Annotated in this window: 18 protein-coding genes; 2 read left to right on the plus strand and 16 right to left on the minus strand. The window is 50.2% G+C overall.

The window, feature by feature from the left end:
- Nucleotides 1-4: 4 nt before the first annotated feature.
- The 5 genes from P1X15_RS09935 to P1X15_RS09955 all read right to left on the minus strand — a co-directional run bounded on the left by P1X15_RS09935 (nucleotide 5) and on the right by P1X15_RS09955 (nucleotide 6228).
- The gene (locus P1X15_RS09935) at nucleotides 5-772 is read right to left on the minus strand and encodes a S49 family peptidase (protein WP_273215550.1); all 768 of its coding nucleotides are present in this window, start codon (nucleotides 770-772) and stop codon (nucleotides 5-7) included.
- 77 nt (nucleotides 773-849) lie between these two features.
- Entirely contained in the window at nucleotides 850-1398 is a 549-nt protein-coding gene (locus P1X15_RS09940) for a hypothetical protein (protein ID WP_273215552.1), read from the minus strand.
- Between the two features lie 156 nt (nucleotides 1399-1554).
- A complete protein-coding gene (locus P1X15_RS09945; RefSeq protein ID WP_273215554.1) occupies nucleotides 1555-2046 on the minus strand; it encodes a hypothetical protein in 492 nt (163 codons plus the stop codon).
- 24 nt (nucleotides 2047-2070) lie between these two features.
- Nucleotides 2071-5700, minus strand: coding sequence for a hypothetical protein (locus tag P1X15_RS09950; protein ID WP_277337985.1), 3630 nt, complete (start codon nucleotides 5698-5700; stop codon nucleotides 2071-2073).
- Between the two features lie 12 nt (nucleotides 5701-5712).
- On the minus strand, nucleotides 5713-6228 hold the full coding sequence (locus P1X15_RS09955; protein WP_273215557.1) for a hypothetical protein: 516 nt from the start codon (nucleotides 6226-6228) through the stop codon (nucleotides 5713-5715).
- A gap of 152 nt (nucleotides 6229-6380) precedes the next feature.
- On the opposite strand from P1X15_RS09955, the gene P1X15_RS09960 reads away from it, so the two are divergent.
- On the plus strand, nucleotides 6381-6704 hold the full coding sequence (locus P1X15_RS09960) for a hypothetical protein (protein WP_277337986.1): 324 nt from the start codon (nucleotides 6381-6383) through the stop codon (nucleotides 6702-6704).
- A 1-nt stretch (nucleotide 6705) separates the two neighbouring features.
- On the opposite strand, the gene P1X15_RS09965 is transcribed toward P1X15_RS09960, so the two are convergent.
- The 11 genes from P1X15_RS09965 to P1X15_RS10015 all read right to left on the minus strand — a co-directional run bounded on the left by P1X15_RS09965 (nucleotide 6706) and on the right by P1X15_RS10015 (nucleotide 16076).
- On the minus strand, nucleotides 6706-8118 hold the full coding sequence (locus P1X15_RS09965) for a hypothetical protein (RefSeq protein WP_277337987.1): 1413 nt from the start codon (nucleotides 8116-8118) through the stop codon (nucleotides 6706-6708).
- Nucleotides 8115-10181: a DUF5977 domain-containing protein gene (locus tag P1X15_RS09970; RefSeq protein ID WP_277337988.1), complete on the minus strand. Its 2067-nt coding sequence runs from the start codon at nucleotides 10179-10181 to the stop codon at nucleotides 8115-8117. Before P1X15_RS09970 ends, P1X15_RS09965 begins: the two co-directional genes overlap by 4 nt.
- 125 nt (nucleotides 10182-10306) lie before the next feature.
- Entirely contained in the window at nucleotides 10307-10798 is a 492-nt protein-coding gene (locus P1X15_RS09975; protein ID WP_273215566.1) for a hypothetical protein, read from the minus strand.
- Nucleotides 10782-11633 (minus strand): hypothetical protein, encoded by an 852-nt coding sequence (locus P1X15_RS09980; protein ID WP_273215569.1) that lies wholly within the window; start codon nucleotides 11631-11633, stop codon nucleotides 10782-10784. The genes P1X15_RS09975 and P1X15_RS09980 overlap by 17 nt, the downstream gene beginning before the upstream one ends.
- Nucleotides 11630-11863 carry a hypothetical protein gene (locus P1X15_RS09985; RefSeq protein ID WP_277337989.1) on the minus strand — a complete coding sequence of 78 codons (234 nt, stop codon included), beginning with the start codon at nucleotides 11861-11863 and terminating at the stop codon, nucleotides 11630-11632. Before P1X15_RS09985 ends, P1X15_RS09980 begins: the two co-directional genes overlap by 4 nt.
- Nucleotides 11860-12057 (minus strand): hypothetical protein, encoded by a 198-nt coding sequence (locus tag P1X15_RS09990; protein ID WP_273215573.1) that lies wholly within the window; start codon nucleotides 12055-12057, stop codon nucleotides 11860-11862. The genes P1X15_RS09985 and P1X15_RS09990 overlap by 4 nt, the downstream gene beginning before the upstream one ends.
- Nucleotides 12035-12664: a hypothetical protein gene (locus P1X15_RS09995; RefSeq protein WP_277337990.1), complete on the minus strand. Its 630-nt coding sequence runs from the start codon at nucleotides 12662-12664 to the stop codon at nucleotides 12035-12037. The genes P1X15_RS09990 and P1X15_RS09995 overlap by 23 nt, the downstream gene beginning before the upstream one ends.
- Nucleotides 12583-13407: a hypothetical protein gene (locus tag P1X15_RS10000; protein WP_277337991.1), complete on the minus strand. Its 825-nt coding sequence runs from the start codon at nucleotides 13405-13407 to the stop codon at nucleotides 12583-12585. The genes P1X15_RS09995 and P1X15_RS10000 overlap by 82 nt, the downstream gene beginning before the upstream one ends.
- Nucleotides 13408-13419: 12 nt before the next feature.
- The gene (locus P1X15_RS10005; protein WP_273215578.1) at nucleotides 13420-14385 is read right to left on the minus strand and encodes a DUF6712 family protein; all 966 of its coding nucleotides are present in this window, start codon (nucleotides 14383-14385) and stop codon (nucleotides 13420-13422) included.
- A gap of 6 nt (nucleotides 14386-14391) precedes the next feature.
- A complete protein-coding gene (locus P1X15_RS10010) occupies nucleotides 14392-15699 on the minus strand; it encodes a hypothetical protein (protein WP_277337992.1) in 1308 nt (435 codons plus the stop codon).
- 5 nt (nucleotides 15700-15704) lie between these two features.
- Nucleotides 15705-16076, minus strand: a complete 372-nt coding sequence (locus P1X15_RS10015) for a hypothetical protein (protein ID WP_277337993.1) — start codon at nucleotides 16074-16076, stop codon at nucleotides 15705-15707.
- A 74-nt stretch (nucleotides 16077-16150) separates the two neighbouring features.
- Here P1X15_RS10015 and P1X15_RS10020 point away from each other — a divergent pair, with 74 nt between their 5' ends.
- Complete coding sequence (locus P1X15_RS10020; protein WP_277337994.1) at nucleotides 16151-16510, plus strand: hypothetical protein; 360 nt, start codon at nucleotides 16151-16153, stop codon at nucleotides 16508-16510.
- The last annotated feature ends 360 nt before the right edge of the window (nucleotides 16511-16870 follow it).

Here is a 16870-nt window from a genome sequence, read left to right on the forward strand (position 1 = left end):
TGGATTATTTATCGGAAAGTTGAATAACTCGTTGTAAGGCTTGGGCATACGTCCCCTTGCGGTCGGCAAGACCTACGGCTACTGAAGCATCGGCATCGAAGGTGTCACCACTCCATACGGCATCAGACTTGATGCGCATCCCACGACCGCGACGAACATAGGCTTTGAACTCAGCATTGGCGGCGTTGACGCGGGCTTGGAAACGATTGGCCGATTCTTGGTCGAGCGGTTCGTAAGAGTTGGGAACTCCTTTGCGCGTAGAACCCTCCGAACGAAAAACATGGACTTTGACTCCCTGCTTTTCATAAGAGGCACTTTGGTCGTAGTGGACGTAGATGGTCCCGATAGACCCAATTTCGGTAGAGCTTTGCGGCTCGGCCATTATCTCATTGGTCTGGGAGGCTATCCAATAGCCTGCCGAGCAGCAATAGGAAGTGTGAGTGACGATAGGCTTGGGATACTTGTAAAGAAAATCTGCAAAAGCCACTAACTGGTCAACCATGCCCCCTGCGGTCTTGATTTCAAATAACGCCCCTTTGATGTCAGGGGCTTTCTGGGCGATTTCTAAAACACGGGTGTAGTAGTTGATGGCATAAGGGGAAATGTAGCCGTCAATGGATAACTCAAGGATCGCGGGATTTTCTGGACTCCGAAAATTGTTGAGTCGTTGCATCTCTTCACGGGAGAGAAGGGGGTAGCTAGACGCCTGCGGGACGCAAATGTGCGTCTCATCTTTGATGGCGTATAAACCAGAGGGAATTTGTACCGTCATGAGTGATTGATTTCGGGTGACCGAAGTGGACGGTACAATGTTCGCGCTTATCAATAAAGGCAGAAAGGACGTATTTACTATAAAAAGGTACGCTCAAAACCACTACTAAAGTAACGATAGAGGTTGGTTGGCAGGGCATCGGTGTTGTAGGGAGCCTGCGGTGTACGACCTTGCAGAAAGACGCGGCTGGTGTTTTGGTCGGTAATCGATTGGGAATAGGTCAGCGTCAGCGGGTAGTCGGGGGTACCAGCTACGTAGTAGTTTTGGTTGTGGTCTTGAAAGAAGGCCACCCAACGTCTGTTCCTGTCTTTTTCGAGGGCTTGGGTCACGCTCTCGGCGAGTTTGGGGAGATTGCCCTGCAAACTTAGAAGATACAGGGGGCCATCTGCCGTCATATTTTCGGTGAGGGCGTATTGGCAGCTTTTGTATTCAAAATTAAAAGCGTGCGCTTGCGCATCGGCAGCAAAGCCGATGTCTCCCATGGGGAGTAGTTGGGGCTGCGTATGACCTAACAACAAGGCGGGGTCGGGCAGGTACTCCACCTCTTGATGAGACACCAATACCAGCCTACGCACAAAGCCCGCGTTTTGGCATACATGACGGCTTCCAATCGTTATTTTTTCCATTTTTTAAGGACGTGATTTTGAGGGGGGTGGATATACAATCTTTTTTTGGCTCGTTTGCTTGTTGCCTGATTTTGTGAGCTTTATACCAAATGACGGCTTTGACTTTCGGGGATTTTTTACCCACATATCGCCGTTTTTATTCCTAAAACGTCGTTTTTATTTCCAATTTGCCGTTTTTGTGGCCGAAACGTCGCAAAATTTTTCCTGCTTGAGGGCGGTTTTTTCTTCGTACAACCTGAGTTTTCGCAAGGCGGCATTCACCGTCAAATCCTCATCGTCGATGCCGTACATTTCCAAAAAAGTCACTACGTGGGGTTGATAGTTGCGGGTCATGCGGTGACCACTCAGGCAATAAAACCTGAGGGCTTCATCAAACTCGTCACTCAGGATTTTGGTCAGGTAGTGTAAACGGGGGGTAGGTACGTACAAGAGCTTGGCATCTTGGTAAATCTTCACACTCACCACGCAGCCTTCGGGTTCAGCCACGGGGTGTGAGGTAAAATTCTTCTCCAAAAACGACTCTATGATGATGCCGAGGGTTTCGTCTCTTCGTACATAGATGCTACCTTTTTCATAACGGTAGCTCCTTTCCAGAAACTTTTTAACGTAACGGGGAACAGGGATTTTTACTTCAATTTTACGATTCATACCGTTAAAAATACGAAAAATATGCTATTTACTTCCTAAACTCGAAATGGCTCCGATAAGCGCATCCAAACGCCCCGATTGGTTGCTATCACGCACGGCAGATTCGACGGCTTTTACCGAATTGGCGGTTTCTCCCAGCCCCATGATGACAAACTTGGTGGCACTGGTGGTGTCTTTGGTGTTGCGGGCGATTTCCTCCAACAACTTGAGTTGTTTTTCGCCCTGTTCCCGCGCTTTTTCGCCCTGAGCTTTGGCATCGTCGATGCCTTCTACGTTGGCTCCTCCCGTATCATAGCCGCTTACATCAAATTCATCGCCTCCCCCACTGGCTTCCGCAGCAGCCGCTTCAGCCGCCGCCGCTTCCGCTGCTTTCTTGGCTTTTTTGCCTTTTCCGAAGAAATTTTTCTCCCAAAAAGGTCGCTCACCTTCGGGTTTGAAAGCCCCGCCATTTTGATAGTATTTTTTACGACGAAGGGGTGCTGGGCGACCTTTTTGTGATTGGTCGATGATTTCGTCGAGTGTCTCGCGGTGGTAGTCTGTCACGGGACTACTGACAATATACGCCTCGTTGTTTTCGACCTCGGCGACCTTTTTCCCACTGCGGCTGTCAATCATGTCGATGCCTCCTTCCGAATGCTTGGAACCTCTCAGCACCCCCGCATTTTGAAAGAAACCACCACTGGCAAACTGCGGTTCGGGTTGGTTTTTGATTTTGGCTACCTGAAGCCCGGTGGCTACGGCAGTCAAGGCCGCAAACACCAAGTTTAAGGGAAACATCCCTGAGGCCAAGGCTTTGATAGTGGCCAACGCTCCCGATATTAGGGCGGCGGCGATATCGGCTTTTTTCTGGTTGCGGAAGTTCTTCAGCTTGGCCTCTTTCTCCTTGTTCATCGAATCCTTATTGATGGCATCAATGTTGGCTTCTTGCTTCTTTTTGGCACTCAGAATAGAGGCATTGTACTTGTCATTGATGCTTTTTTTCTGGGTAGTGAGCTTGTCTTCGATGGCTTTGGCTTTGTCGGCTCCGAGCTGCTCTTGCATGATGTTGGCCTTCACGGTGGCGAGCTTTTCGTCACGTTCGGCCTTCAATCGCTCCATTTCTTCTTCGTTGCCTAAGTCACGTGCTTCTTTGATGGCGGCCTGATACTCCAGTTCCATTTTTTGCTTGGCGTTGGTAAAGGCCGTGTTCAAACGGGTAAGCTCGGCTTTTTCGAGATTGTTGGCCAACAATTCCTGTTCTACGCGGTCGAGTTCGGCGTTTTGCTGGGCTTCGATGTCGGCAAGGATCGCTTGGGTCTCGGCTTGCGAAGCGGCAATTTTCGTCGTTTTTTCTTTTTCGATATTGGCCAACTCCTTATTGAGCCGTTCTTCGGAAAGCTGCTTGAGAAATGATACCGATGCTTGAGCCAACTGACCTACGGCCTCGTATTTTTCGGTATTTTCGGCAAGGCGGGTTTGCCACGCCTGCTTTTCGCCCTGCACGATGTTGGAAGCGTGCTGGACAAAACCGTTGAGGTCGCCTTGCAGCAAGGCTTTGATGGCGTTGGAGCCTTCTGTCCACTTGGCGGTGCGGGCTTGCTTGAGCTGCTCTTCGACTTCTTTGATTTGGGCGGCGGTGTTGGTTTCGGCGGTGAGGCGCTCGGCACGGTGCTGGTCTTCGATGGCTTTGATGGCCGCCGCTCGTTGGGTAGTATCGGTGATTTTTCGCGCGGCTTCGGCTTTGTCGGCTACTTCTTCGGCGTCTATCTTCTCTTTTAGGAAACGAAGCTCGGTTTCGAGTCGCTCTTTTTTGATGGCGGCTAGTTTGGTGGCATTGCCTTTGGCTTGCACTTCTTTGAAGTCCAGCAGAGCCATTTCTGCGGCTTTTTCCTGCTCTTGGATAAACTTATTGGCTTCGGCTCGTTTGGTGGCGGCCTCGGCTTCCGCTTTGGCTTTCTTATCCCGATAGTCGGCTTCCTTAGCCGAAACCTCGGCTATCATTTGGCTATGAAGCAGCTTGATTTGGCTGTTTTTGTTGGCTTCACTTGCCAACGAATTCATGACCTCTTCCTTTTTGAGGTCGTATTTTTGGGTAATTGCTACCCGCTCCCGCGTCAGCTCATCGGTGATGGTACGAAGGTGCGCTTCAGCTTCGAGTTCGCCTATTTTCTTGATGGCATCTTCATTGGCTTTTTTGACCTCCTCCAAGTGTTTTTCTTCCGCTTTTTTGGCGGCATCTTTGGCTTTCTTATCCTCCTCACTTTTGGCCTTGGCGTACTTTTGCCCTTGGGTTTTGCCTGCAAACTCGGCGGCCACCCCTGCACTGGGATCTTTCCACATTTGAACGACTTCATCAATCCCTTGATTGATGTTGGTCTTCATGGAAGTGATGGTTTTGGTACCGTAAGTTACCGACTCATCCAAGGCTTTTTTGGCACCTGTCAAATTGCCCTGCACGAGTTTAGCCGCTGCATCGCCCAAGGAGTACAGGGCTAGACCTGCATTTTTAACGGTATCGACCAAGCCTACCACCAAACTTTTGGCGACCAAAATCACCGAACCGATGGCTTTGCCCACAATGGTAAGCACGGGAATGGAGGCATTCAGAAGGTCAAGAATGGCGATAAAAACGGGACGGAGGCCGTCGCCGAGGGTTACCATCATCGCATCGAAGTTGTCTCCTAAATTGGAAGTCTTGCCGCCCAAGGTCTCCATCATTTTGGCGTTTTGACCCGCTACACCAGTCATAGCACCCATGGCTATCATCGCCTTGTAAATGGCCTCTTCGTTGTTTTTTACGACCTGCGTTTGCCCTTTGAAAGTAAGTGAGATGTTATCCCCCTCTTTTTTGGCTTTGATACCAAACTCTTTGAGCCGCTCAAACTCGGCACCTTGTGCATCAAGTACGGCCTCCACTAATTGGTCGAAGGTTTTGCCTTGGGAGGAGGCAAGGTCGGCAAGAGCAATCATTTCTTTCTGACTCGGTCGAAGGCCACGGTTCACCATTTTGACGTAGCCTTCCGTGAGTTCATCTACGCTAAATGAGGTATTAGCCGCCATGACTTTGATGGCTTCCATGCTTTGTTTGGCGAGCTTTTCGCTGCCCAAGGCCGTGGTCAATACCTTTTCGTATTTCTCGAATTTGCCAGTGATGTCGAAAATGGCCTTGCCCACGCCGACGATGAACTGCACGATTTGGAGGGCAATAAAGGCATTGAAAGCCGCACTCACTTTGCCGACTCCTCCCGAGAAATTGTTCCACAAAGTAGGCTTGGAGGTTTCTTGCAAAGCGGTATTGGTGCCCTTGACTTGTTGCTGTACTTTTTGCAGCTGGGTTTCGGCGGTTTTGAGCCGACCCACGGCCGCATTGAACGCATTGGTACCGGGCGTCAAGCTTTTGACTTCGGCATTGAGGTGTTTGACGTGGTTTTGGAGCTGCCCATAAGTAAGTTGGGTAATGTCCACATTCTTACGATGAGTGGCAATGGCTTTGTCGGTTTCGTCTACCTGCTTCTTTACTTTTTTCCACTCTTCCGAACCCTCACCCACGGTTTTGGCAACGTCCTTGAGCTGTTTCTGGAGGGCTTTTGATTTGGTCTCAAGCGCGGCCATTTCGGTGTTGGCCTGCTTGGTTTCGAGCCTCAAATCAATGACGGCTTGTTCTCTTAAATCCATGAATCGGTGTGGTTATTGGGTAAGGATATTTTTGATGTATTGAATCGCAAAGCGAGCACCGGCCTGAGCCGCTTGGGACTTCAGGCCATTCATGGCTTTAGAAATAGAGCTGGAGTAAATACCTCGGTAGCCACGCGCCCGGTTGGGCTTGCGACGAAAGGACATTTTTAACGCCCACGCAATACGACGGGTGGCGATTTCGTCAGAAGAAGGCCATTTGCCGTCTTCATAACCAGGAACGTAGTTGAAGCTGTGAAGGCTGTTGGCTTCCACGAAGTATTCCATTGCATCGAGCGGCGGCGTACGCTCATAGTGCATAGAGCGCAGGTCTTTGATGCGCACGTAATCAATCATGCTGATTTTTTTGGCGATGTAGCCATTGCCCTCTTCGGTGGCCGCAACGCGAAAAGAATTGAGCATTTCGCCCGTCATCACGAGGTCTTGGGAACGGATACGGCGTTTCATTTCGTCAACGGCTTCGTCAACGTATTTTTCGAGCAGTACTTTGAGATGTTCGTTGGAAAACATGGTGCTTCAGCCCATTTAGAAAGTGGGATGATGCAAAAAAAATGAGGTAAAATCAGGGGCGAAAGGACGGGAAAGGGAGTAGAAAAGAGTGATTGCATTTTAGATTTTCTCGTAAATTGCACATCACTCTTTATAACTTAATTTTCAATTCAATGACGAAGCAAACCACCATCCAATTTATTGAGGATACTTTATCAAAACTAGGAGCTTTCCAGTCGGATGAGCCAGAGCTGGCTTTATACGACTACCCATCAAACAAAGCAAACCCTCACTTCCATTTTGCCTTTGATGCTTACAATCTGCAAGAAGCTACGCAGGTAACAGTAATGCTCATGGGACGAGGCGATAACTTTAAAATAGAGGGCGGAAAACCTGTTGACGTTCACCTTACCCCCTTGGGCGTATTTTCATTAGAAGGGTTTGCTACGTTTTTAGAATGTCTTCTATCAGCAACTTCGAATAATAAACGCCCTTAAATTAAACCGACACCAACAGCACCGACGTAGCTTGGGCAATGGGGTAGCTATTGGAAAGCCTGACGGGGAGGTAATTGACCCCGTTGATGTGGACTTTTTGCTTGAAATCTAACAAAGCAAGGTCGGCTTCGGTCAATAGAAGTTGGCAATCTAGGTAGTGAATCTGACGGCGAAAAGCTTCTGTTTTTGCCCATGCCCAGTTCACAAGGCCATCGACGCCATTCCAATACAAACTTTTGCCACTACGCGTGGGCAAGGCGGCGGGATACCCTCCTACCATGCCCTGCCAAAACAGCAACCGTGGACTAGATTTCTTTTCGAGTTGGGCAAACTGTGAGGTGGCGCCCTGCTGACGAGCCGACGCAAGCCCACTTTCTACCAATAGCGTGCTAAACTTGGTGGAAAGTTTGGCAATGGTGAGGTCATCGGCAAACGACGGCGTGAGGTAGTCGGCGACGGCAGCGGGGCGATCCTTTTGAAGGGTGTCGTTGGCATCTAACTCCATCGACAATTGTAAACGGCGGCTACGCTCCAGTACTTTTCGCGCACCAATCACCAATTTGTCTGACCAATCTACCTCACACGGCAAACCAAAAATACTGTCGGTGAAGTCAATAGTAAGCCGTTTTTGGACGGTGTTGAACTTCAAACTTAAATTGAGGTACTTACGAAGCTCCACGATGAAGTCCACCACCGTCAGCTCAGGCAGGTGATGCCTGAGCGTGACTTCGGTAGCCCCTTCCAGCTCCCTGATATTGTACAGAACGAGTTGGCCACAGTCGGCATCGGTCATGAAACTGCCATCGATAGTGACCCCTGCCAAAGTCGCAATACGACTCAGCAAATAGCGCACAAATACAAAGGGGACTTTGGGACCCGTGGTGGTATAGGCTCCCGATCCGTAGTCGTTGACTTTGCCTGAGTAGCTTATGGAAGCCCCGTTTGTGCCGTAGTAGTCGGGATTGACCACTGTAGGGAAACACACGGCATTTTGGCCTGAATGAGTGATAGCAGCTGCCAACGGCGTAGGTAGCGGTAGGGTACCAAAATCAATTTCGGAAAGCAGCATTTTTTGGATATCCCCAAAAAACTCTCCCACGGGCTGCACAATGGTGAGTTGGTAGCCTTTGTCCGAAAAATCAGTAAGCAAGGCCGTACCTTCCTGCACGAGGTGGCCATTGAGGTACTGCTCAAATTCAAAACGAGGCACATCCGAACCGAGGTTGGGGATGTCAATGTAGCCAAAAATGGCGCGGTTGGTAGGCGTAAAAGGCAACGCAGGTATCTTGGCCGAATCAGTCAAAAAATCTTTGGCCTCGTAAGTGAGGTAGGGATTGAGGCGTTCAAAACTGCCCTTTTGGTTGCGGTTTTGGTCAACTACGTAACCATTGATGCGGGTTTCGAGGGTCATCATGAGATTTGAATGTAAAATTTATCGCCATCGGCGGGGGCGTACAGACCTCCGCCGACACCCGTATCATCAAACATGTAGTGATTGTCGTAGCCGCTGACACCCAAGGTGCTGGCAAGGGTCTTTTTCAAGACGCCATTGCGGTACACCTTCAGGGTATAAGTAGTGCCATTGGTGCCATACACCCTGAAGTAGAAGCCTGCCCCACCGTCGACGGGGAAGTTGAGGGCATTGCTCCCCACGGGGTAGATGTAGGAGCCTACCACCGATTGTAACTCAGGGGTATTGCCTTGGTCGCCCGGCCACGGAGCCGAGGGAGTCAGACGATGTAGCCCGATTTTGGTGGGTGCATTGGAACGATACTGGAAATGACCCGTCGGTACCGTAGCGGTATAATTAGCGTTGAGGGTACAGGTACCGTTGGTATTGGCGTAGGCTTGGGTATTGAGCGAGTTGTATTCGGCCTCAGCCAAGGCGTCGGCATCTCCTGGTTGTTCACCACCGTACTTTCCTGAAGCAACGGTAATGGTAGCGGGACCACCTTCTAATCCCGAAGGACAGGTGGCGGAAGAGCGCACAAAAGTAGTAGGACGGCTGATAGCGGTATTGGGATAAGGGGTAGAGCCTACCACAATACCCGTATCAAGGTACTCCGAGACGTAATCAGGATCACCTGCGGCATTGGGCTTTTGGGTCAGGGGCGCAACGGCTGTATCATCATCCACGTAACACTTCACGAGTTTGAGCGGCCGTACCATGCCCGTACGCTTGCCATAAGCATCCAATAGATACCTCAATCCCTCAGCTTTCCAGTAGGTAGGCCGCTCAGGAGCGGGAGGAGCAATGGGTAAACGGCTGTAGGAGTTTTGTTGGCGCACGTAGCGAAATTGAAACTGACGCGCCACGAGGTCGGGGATGTCGTCGTGGTCAACGAGCTGCGTCGTGATGAGTTCGAGCGGTTCGTGGTTTCGGTCGGTGACCAGATACCATTCCTCTGCCATCAGCAACTCATCAAGGTAGCGGAGTTGGGCGGCTACATCACGCTCAAAGAAACCAGTGCTTATGGTCAGCTCGCGGTCGGCGTAGCGGTCAACGATGTAAAACTCCGTAAAATCGGGAGCGGCATTCAACGGCCTTTCGCGCTCGGCGGTGGTGCGTGTCACCTTGATGGCTTCGGTGGAAGCTCCCGTGAGCCGTAGGGTATCGTAGGTGTGGAAAGAGTTGTTGAAGATGATAAACCGCTCTTGCGCTACCTTACGGTGGTCTAAGTGATAGGTACGGATTTCGCTCAAACGGTGGTCATACTCGTTGGAAAGCCATACTTGGTAAGATTGTAACGTTTTGGTAGGGTTGGCCCCGATAACGTGCGTACCGACGGGTACGGTGACTACCTGCCCAAACTGCGCCGAGCGCAATTGTAGAGGGGTGTATGCCTCCCTTGTGCCATCGGTAAATATGGCGGAAACCCTGAGCTTGAGGATGCTCGGCAAAGGCATGAAGTTGAGCATAAAAAACAAGTATTCTTCTTGATGCTCCACGATGCGTTTGTGGTTGGGCTGCCACGTAAGGAACTGACGTTTTTCGGCCTGATAAGTGGAAAAGAAACGCTCGCCCCACTGGTCAAAATCACGCTCTGTCATGCCCATTTTGGCCACCCACTTGGGAAGTAGGAGGTTGTCTAGCACGTTGACGCCGTCGTAGTCCACGGTTTCGAGCAAACAATAGGGAGAGGTAAGCTCCGTGAGGGTTATCATCGAATTTTGCCGAAAAGTGGGCTTTTGACGCTTGAGCAAGCCATCCAAAATGTTTTCGAAGTTGAAATGTGCCCCTTCGTAGCGGCTCACGGCTCCTTCGACCACGGGTGGTTTTTCGCGGCTAGGAATGGTGATGAGATCCTGAAAGCTAGTACTGCCCGGAAAGTCGGGGATTTTGAGCGTGAGGTAATACTTGATACGGTCACGCAAGGGGTAGGTCTCGGGGTCGATGGCTACGATGTTGTGTTGCAAACGATTGAGACTGGGCTTGAAGGGCTGAAATATGAGGTAATCGGCTAGGAAGTCTATCATGGAAGTTCACAAAAAAAGGCTTGTAATCATACATTTTTTCGCCTCAAAAAAATTTAAAGTCTTGATTTTCAAGAACACAGTTCGTAAAAAAAGTAATGTAATCGTACATTTTTTCTTACAGGGGGCTAGTCATCATCGTCTTCATCACACAGGTGGCCTTGCGCCCAAAACGTAACCGTAAAGCGAAACTCGTAGCCGTAGGTACGGTCAACAAAAGTGGGAAGGATGACTTCGCCGCGCACGTTGTTCATGTTGAATTCGAGCAGGATGTCTTTGTAAACCGATTCTTTTTTGAGCTTGGAAAATATCTTCTCCCATAGTTGACGGGAGGTTTTGAGGGCGAGGTATTTTCCCTCGGCCGTATCTTCCTCCGCCCGTACCAATATCACCCCTACCGAATCAAAGTGAACCATAAGCATCTCCGAACGCTCCTCAAAGCGTACTTGGGGGTATTCGAGATGAAGCAAGGGGTAGCCAAAGGCATCTTCTGACCGTGAGGCGGTGATGACGGTTTCGATGAGGTCGCAATAGTAAGATTTCAATCCCACTTCGGGGCTAACAAATTGCTCAAAATACTCACGGTAGGTATCGTAGTGTTGGTCAATCAGCTTCATCATACGTTTGGGGATTAGAGGTGGCGGGGCGGCCACCCGTTTCTTTGTTTTTAATGCGTTCGAGGGCATCAAAGACCTCGTTGACGGGGGCTTTCATCACTTCGGGAACGGTGCCAAAAATGCGTTCTTCCGCCACCACATAGCGTAAGTTTTTCATCTCCATGAGCTGGTCGCGCCAGTCATACTCTCCCGCCGCTTCGACGGGGGTATTCCGCTTGGGAATGGGGTCATCAAATACGTCGTAGGATTCGTAGAGCCACTTGAGTTCATCGACAAAGTATTGCACAATGGCCGCCAAAATCCCCGTCGGTAGGTCGAGAAATTCTTTGGCTCGAATCTCGACCACGTGTTCGTTGAAAGGCTCGCGTTCGTCGCCTGACCATTGGGGGGCAAGCCGATTTAAGTCCGGTGGCATCGGTCGGCACAGCGTGGCGACCAGGCGCGACGCAGAAAGCTCCCTTGGGGTATCGGTGTCGTAGTAGGCTTGGAAAAGGTAAGCGACCCCCGTCAGATACTCCGCAAAGGTGGTGGTGCGGAACTGAGGCATGGGGGTGTAATACATCACTCCCCGATGCTCAAAATGGGTACAGGGACGGCCTTCCTTTTTTTTCTCCCATACCCAATCTAGCGTTTGGAGAAGCTCATTGACTTGCCAAGGCACCAGTTTCCGAAAAATGCGCGGTGGAATGGGATTGATGAGCTGAAGGGCATCCAACTTGCTACGCTCGGTCATGGGCTGCTCGTGAGCAAGTCGGAGCAGTCCCATGACACGGTCGGCAGGCACCTGTTTCCAATTGTCGGCGAGGGTGTATTCGATATCGTTGAGCCAAATTTTCATTTTTTGACAGGATAGGTTTCGGTGGTTTCTACCCCGAAGAATTGACCTGCAATGGCAATCAAGGCCATGACATCCGCGTAGATTTTGAGAATGATATTTTCGAGTTCGGCGGGATACTCAGCCTTGGCAAAGAAGGCAACCAGCGCGGCTCCCAGCGCGGCCATGAATTGGATGACCTGAAGGATAATGGTGGGGGTTTTGGCCCACAGTTGGGTGATTCCGAATTTCATTTTTGTAGGTTTAAAATGTCCTGATAAATAGATTCTGTAAACATGGCTCCTAAAACAAAGGCTTCGTGGGTGGTCATCGGAACGCCATCAAAAAACACCGTAGGGTCGGGACTTTCCTGCCCATGCACGTTTTGGAGCAACGCAGCGAAGAGGTAGTCGATGCGGGCTTGGTCAATTTTTGACGGCTGTTCCATGTTGGTTTTTTAGAAATGGGGTAATGTGATTGGCTACGGCCTTGATCCACGATTTTGACCGCCAATTGAGGTGGCATCCTTGCTGTTTTTGTGAGCCGCCGGTGGTGTTCCAACCGATGAGCTGCACCAACTCTTCGTCTTCATCCTCAAAGCCCGCAGGGTCGGCGACAAACTCCACGTGGCTGCGAAACAAACTCACCGCGTCGAAGACTTGCACCCTCTGCCCTTGCTGCCACTTGACTTGCTTTTTGGGGTCGGCAAACCAACTCCGTACGGCAGCAGGTGCGGAAAGGGGGAGACGCACACCATTGACGAGGTGACACCAATATCCGCCACTGGCACAATAGAAGGCGTTGTCGGGGACGCCAACGGCTCGGTTGTAGATGGTGATTTGTGGGTGTCGGTTGTTGTTTGCGGCTCCTGGCTTCTCACGGAGTTTGAGTTGGGTTTTGCCCGTGTCAAGAATGGCACGACGTAATTCGGCTTCATTGGTCACAATCGGCTTGGTGGGAAATACAGCTTTCTTTAGGGCTTGGCCATGTGCGCCAAAACCGATAATAACAAGAAGCCCAAAACAGTAATGACGGAAATAAGTGCTCTTTGCCATGGGGTGAGGTCGTGAAAGAATTCAGTCCAAAAGTCTTTTTTTGATTTGATGATGGGGACGATGTAAAGTACTACTGTTGGCATCACCAACAGACACAGAAGGGCAGCGCGGGGCAAATCGGCAAACATCGTGAAAGTCTCATACACGTACTTTTGTACGCTCGTGAGGTCGTAGGCGGGGCGAAGGGATTGACCTCCTTCGGGCACGTTGGCGTTGGCTTGGGTGATGAGGTTACCAATGAAAAAGAAGGCATCTAAGGTCATCCAAAGGATACCAAGCAAACCCACCACTTGGAAAGCCGCAAGGATGCGGTGGAGTTTGTTGCGGCGAATTTTGGCCGTATTTTCATCTTCGTTGGTCTCGGACTGCGCGTCTGGGGGAGCAATGATGCCTAACTCAATACCTATCTGACGGGCGTTGGAGTCGGCAGCCGCCGCCCAACGCAGGTACTTTTCGCGCTCGGCATCGGAGATATCAGGATTGCGCGATGACTGGCGATAGTTATCGGCATCGGTCATGAAAATTTCGTATTCACGATGTAGCTGCCTTTTGGCGGCTTCCTGCTTGATTTTTTCGGCTTCTTCTAGCTCTTTAGCGGCTTGCTGAGCCAACTCAGCGGCTTTTTGAGCTTGCGCTTGCAGCTCGGTAAGCTGCTCATGGGTAATGGAAGAGCCGTTGAGGGCAACTGCAGGGGCATCGTGCGGTTGAGGAGGGTTGGTACGGAGGATTCGGGAGACAGACATGGGGATAGAGAGTTAAAAAAATCCGAGTGAACTATTGGAAAGCGTGACGACCTGTGAGGTCTTGGCTTGTTTTTTGGTGAAATAGGCCGCGAAAATGGTCTCGGTGGCCGTTTCGTCGAGGTACTTGGTGAGCGCGGTTTCGGCTTCTTTGTAGCTATTGACAAGCTCCTTGCGAAGCTCATCCACGGCGGGATAGGTGGTGGGCGTTTGGTTTTTCATCGAATCATCGATGGTTTGGACGTAGATGCCGTCGCTATCTATCCGCAACCGTAGCCCAGGAATGGCACGGTACAGGGCATAGGGGGCAATGAGGTCAGCCAGCAGAAAAAGCAGCCGTTTTTCCGCAGGGGTGAGTTCCTGCGGGGTTTCGGTGTATTTGGTCTTGAGGGCGTCAAATACCTGAGCCGTACAAATATCACGGGCGATGCTATCCTCGGCTTTGCTGAGGTGAAAACGCAACGCCAAAAAGGTACGACGGCGGCTTTGTACCAGCGGCAAATGCTGGGTGAGCTGGGTGGCATTGCGAATGATGCGGCTACGGTTGGCTTTGAAGCCTTCGGAGTTTTTCCACGGGTCGGCGTCTAATCCTTCCAAGGCTTCGAGCAAATCTTCCAAAGCGGCATCGGCGTTTTCGGAGGTACTCGAGACCAAATCGACGTGGGCCCACTTGGGAGCCATCGTAGTACGCGAAGGCTGGTTCATCATGACGCCCAAGTCTCCACTGACGACCCGCAGGTGTGGGAGCGCCAGTAAGTAAGCGTACCATGCGGTGGCTTTTTGGGCGAGGGCTTTCAGCTCACTGTAGGTGGTATCAGTGGTGGCACATAGAAACTCAAAGAAGTCTTTGCCAATGGCCGTCTGGATAAAACGACGCTCGGCGGTCGCTACAAATGGCTCGATGGTTTTGAAATCCATTGATTTTTGGAGGCCACCAAGGTAGCTTTTGAGCTGTTCGGCAGTTTGGATGAGGGTGGGCATGGTTGGCTATTGGTTAGGGGCGATGACGTTTTGAGTACCTGTGGGGTTGACGTCGAGGGTGGTCATTTGGGCGTCGATGACTTGGAAAGTGACATCGCGCGGCAACACTCCCGAAATACGAGCCGCCGCAAGAATGGGTTTCATTTGCGCGGCGCGGTCGGTGGCCGTCATCATTTTGGCGTAATCGTAGGCCAAACGCAGCTCTGAGCCTGAACCTCCGAGCTTCGAGCCGGTGTCGATACCTGCCAAGCTCGGCAGTATTCCGTGTGAGCTGGCATGGGCGATGTCGGCGGTGGTGGCCACGCGGGTATAGGCTTCGTCGGAGAGGGGATTGTTGAGTGGCTCTATGACGATGCCGCTGATTTGCTTGCCACTGTTGTCCATAAAATAACGGGTAAGCAGTGCCTTATTGACGTTATTGACGCCACTGAGCCAACGGTCAAACTGCGCCTGAAGCTCGCCAAAAGCGGCTTTCTGTTCGGCTTCCTCCGTAATGCCCTGCTGGATAAAATAATCCACGGGAATTTTGATGAGGTACTTGATATTGTAGCCGTTTTTCAAGCCTGATATGTGAAACTGAGGGATCAGGTTGGAAACTTCCAGCCACTTTTCTCCACCCCACCAACCCGCAAAAGCGTAGAACGGTTGCCCAGGAATAGGCTCTTTGACGTGGATGATACTTTCGGCGTAGGCCGTAGGATAGGCAGGATCGAAAGCAGGCACGACCACTTTGGGAGCTACGCGGTGATAGGGAGTGCCAAACTTATCCGAAAGAAAAAAACGCTGTACTCGGCTCTCTCCCGCTTGGATGCGACCGAGGCGAATCGTGAACATATCTCTTACCGTAGGCTGAGCGAAGAAACGGCCATTGCGATAGCTGATGCTGAGGTTGGCGAAGCTGTTCCAAGAAAAAGCCCATTGCCACGATAAGGCTTTGAAAAAGTCTTGAATCTCGGCGGCTTCCATCCAATCTTGAAGCTCAGGCGAATCGTAAGGCTCATAGAGGGTTTTGCGGTTTTCGGTGATTTTACGGAAAGCCCCAATCCCCCCTCCTACGATGTACTTGGTCTGGGTGCGTAGCAACTGCGTGGCTTTGTCGTTGGCCGACATGAGCTTGTGCATCTGGTTGGGCTTATCGTCATGAAACCCCCAAGGGTAATGCTCAGGGTAGAGTGCCTCGGAGGTATCGTACCAACCAATGGCAGGGGTATGGGCTTGGTCATGGCCAACGAAGCTCAGAAAAGCGGACTGCGCGTCTGCGCCCGTTTTGCCGTTGGTGGCCAAGGTCAGATTATTAGAAAGGGCTTGAAGCATGGGGGCTATCGGGATGGGTGGATAATGGCAAACCAATCGGCAGAGCCTTTGGGACGGTAATGGGTCAATAACTTGATTTTGAGGTTGCGGAAATCGGTCTCTCCCGCCTCGTTTTTGAAGCGCACCCGAATCATGAAGTTGGACTTGAGATGGGGTGTCTCGCGGGTTTTGGCCGTCTTGGTTCCTCCTTTTTGAACGTCAGGTTTAGGTTGAATTATGATTTGCGTAATATCCTCAAAGGAGCGGGTGCATTGGCGTTTTTCGGAGGCAGTGCCGTTGGTTTTGTAATACCGAAAATCAGCTACTCGGGGAGTGCCGTCAGGTTCGGTACCGTTGAAAAAATCAAAGAGTACTGCTTCGCGCTTTAGAGATTGCATTTTGCCGATTTTTTTAGCGAAATTGGCAGGATGAAAGGATTCGTGAAAGGACGCGAATTTTAAACAACAGAAGCATGAAATTAGACAAAGCCGCCCAGCGGTGGGGTTACATTTGGCGAACGGTAGTTTTGCTCCTTATGTGGGTGCTATTGTCGCCGTTTGCTACATTATGGAGCGCCATTAGAAGTGGCAAGATGAAGGGTGCATGGATCCGCACTAAACTGGTGTATGATTCAGTCTATAAGAAGTTTGTGGTACGACCACGGCTCAATGACGATTTGGCTAATACCTCCAATGAAGACCTTGAAACGCTGATTTGGCTATCGCAAAACTATCCCGTCTCAATAAAGGAAGCAGCGGAAATTTGGGAAGGGAATGGACGAAGGTTAGGGGCTACTATTCATCAAATAGAGCTTATAGTACGTAAAAGATAGCTGTCTAGGCCCCTATGAAAAGCCAAATACTTGGTAATCAATCTACTGTCGTTTTTATTGTTAGCCAACTGTGTGAAAAATATCGCATTTTTTGAATTTTCAAAGTTTCTTTCGACCAAAGATTGTACTATTCTAACTGAAAAGTATTTTTCAAATTGTATTTTTTAAGTAAAAAATATGACTAAATAATTACATTATATATAATGATTAAAAATATGAATCACTATCCTTTTAGCTTTGGCAACAAAAATGAAAAATAAGAAATATGAGCATTTGAACACCGTCGCCTTTTCATTTAAAAAATCACTTCATAAGTCAATCCTACTTTTAGGCATCAATTATTACTAAACAATTAATATT

The sequence above is a fragment of the Runella sp. MFBS21 genome, assembly GCF_029433105.1.
Lineage (GTDB): Bacteria > Bacteroidota > Bacteroidia > Cytophagales > Spirosomataceae > Runella.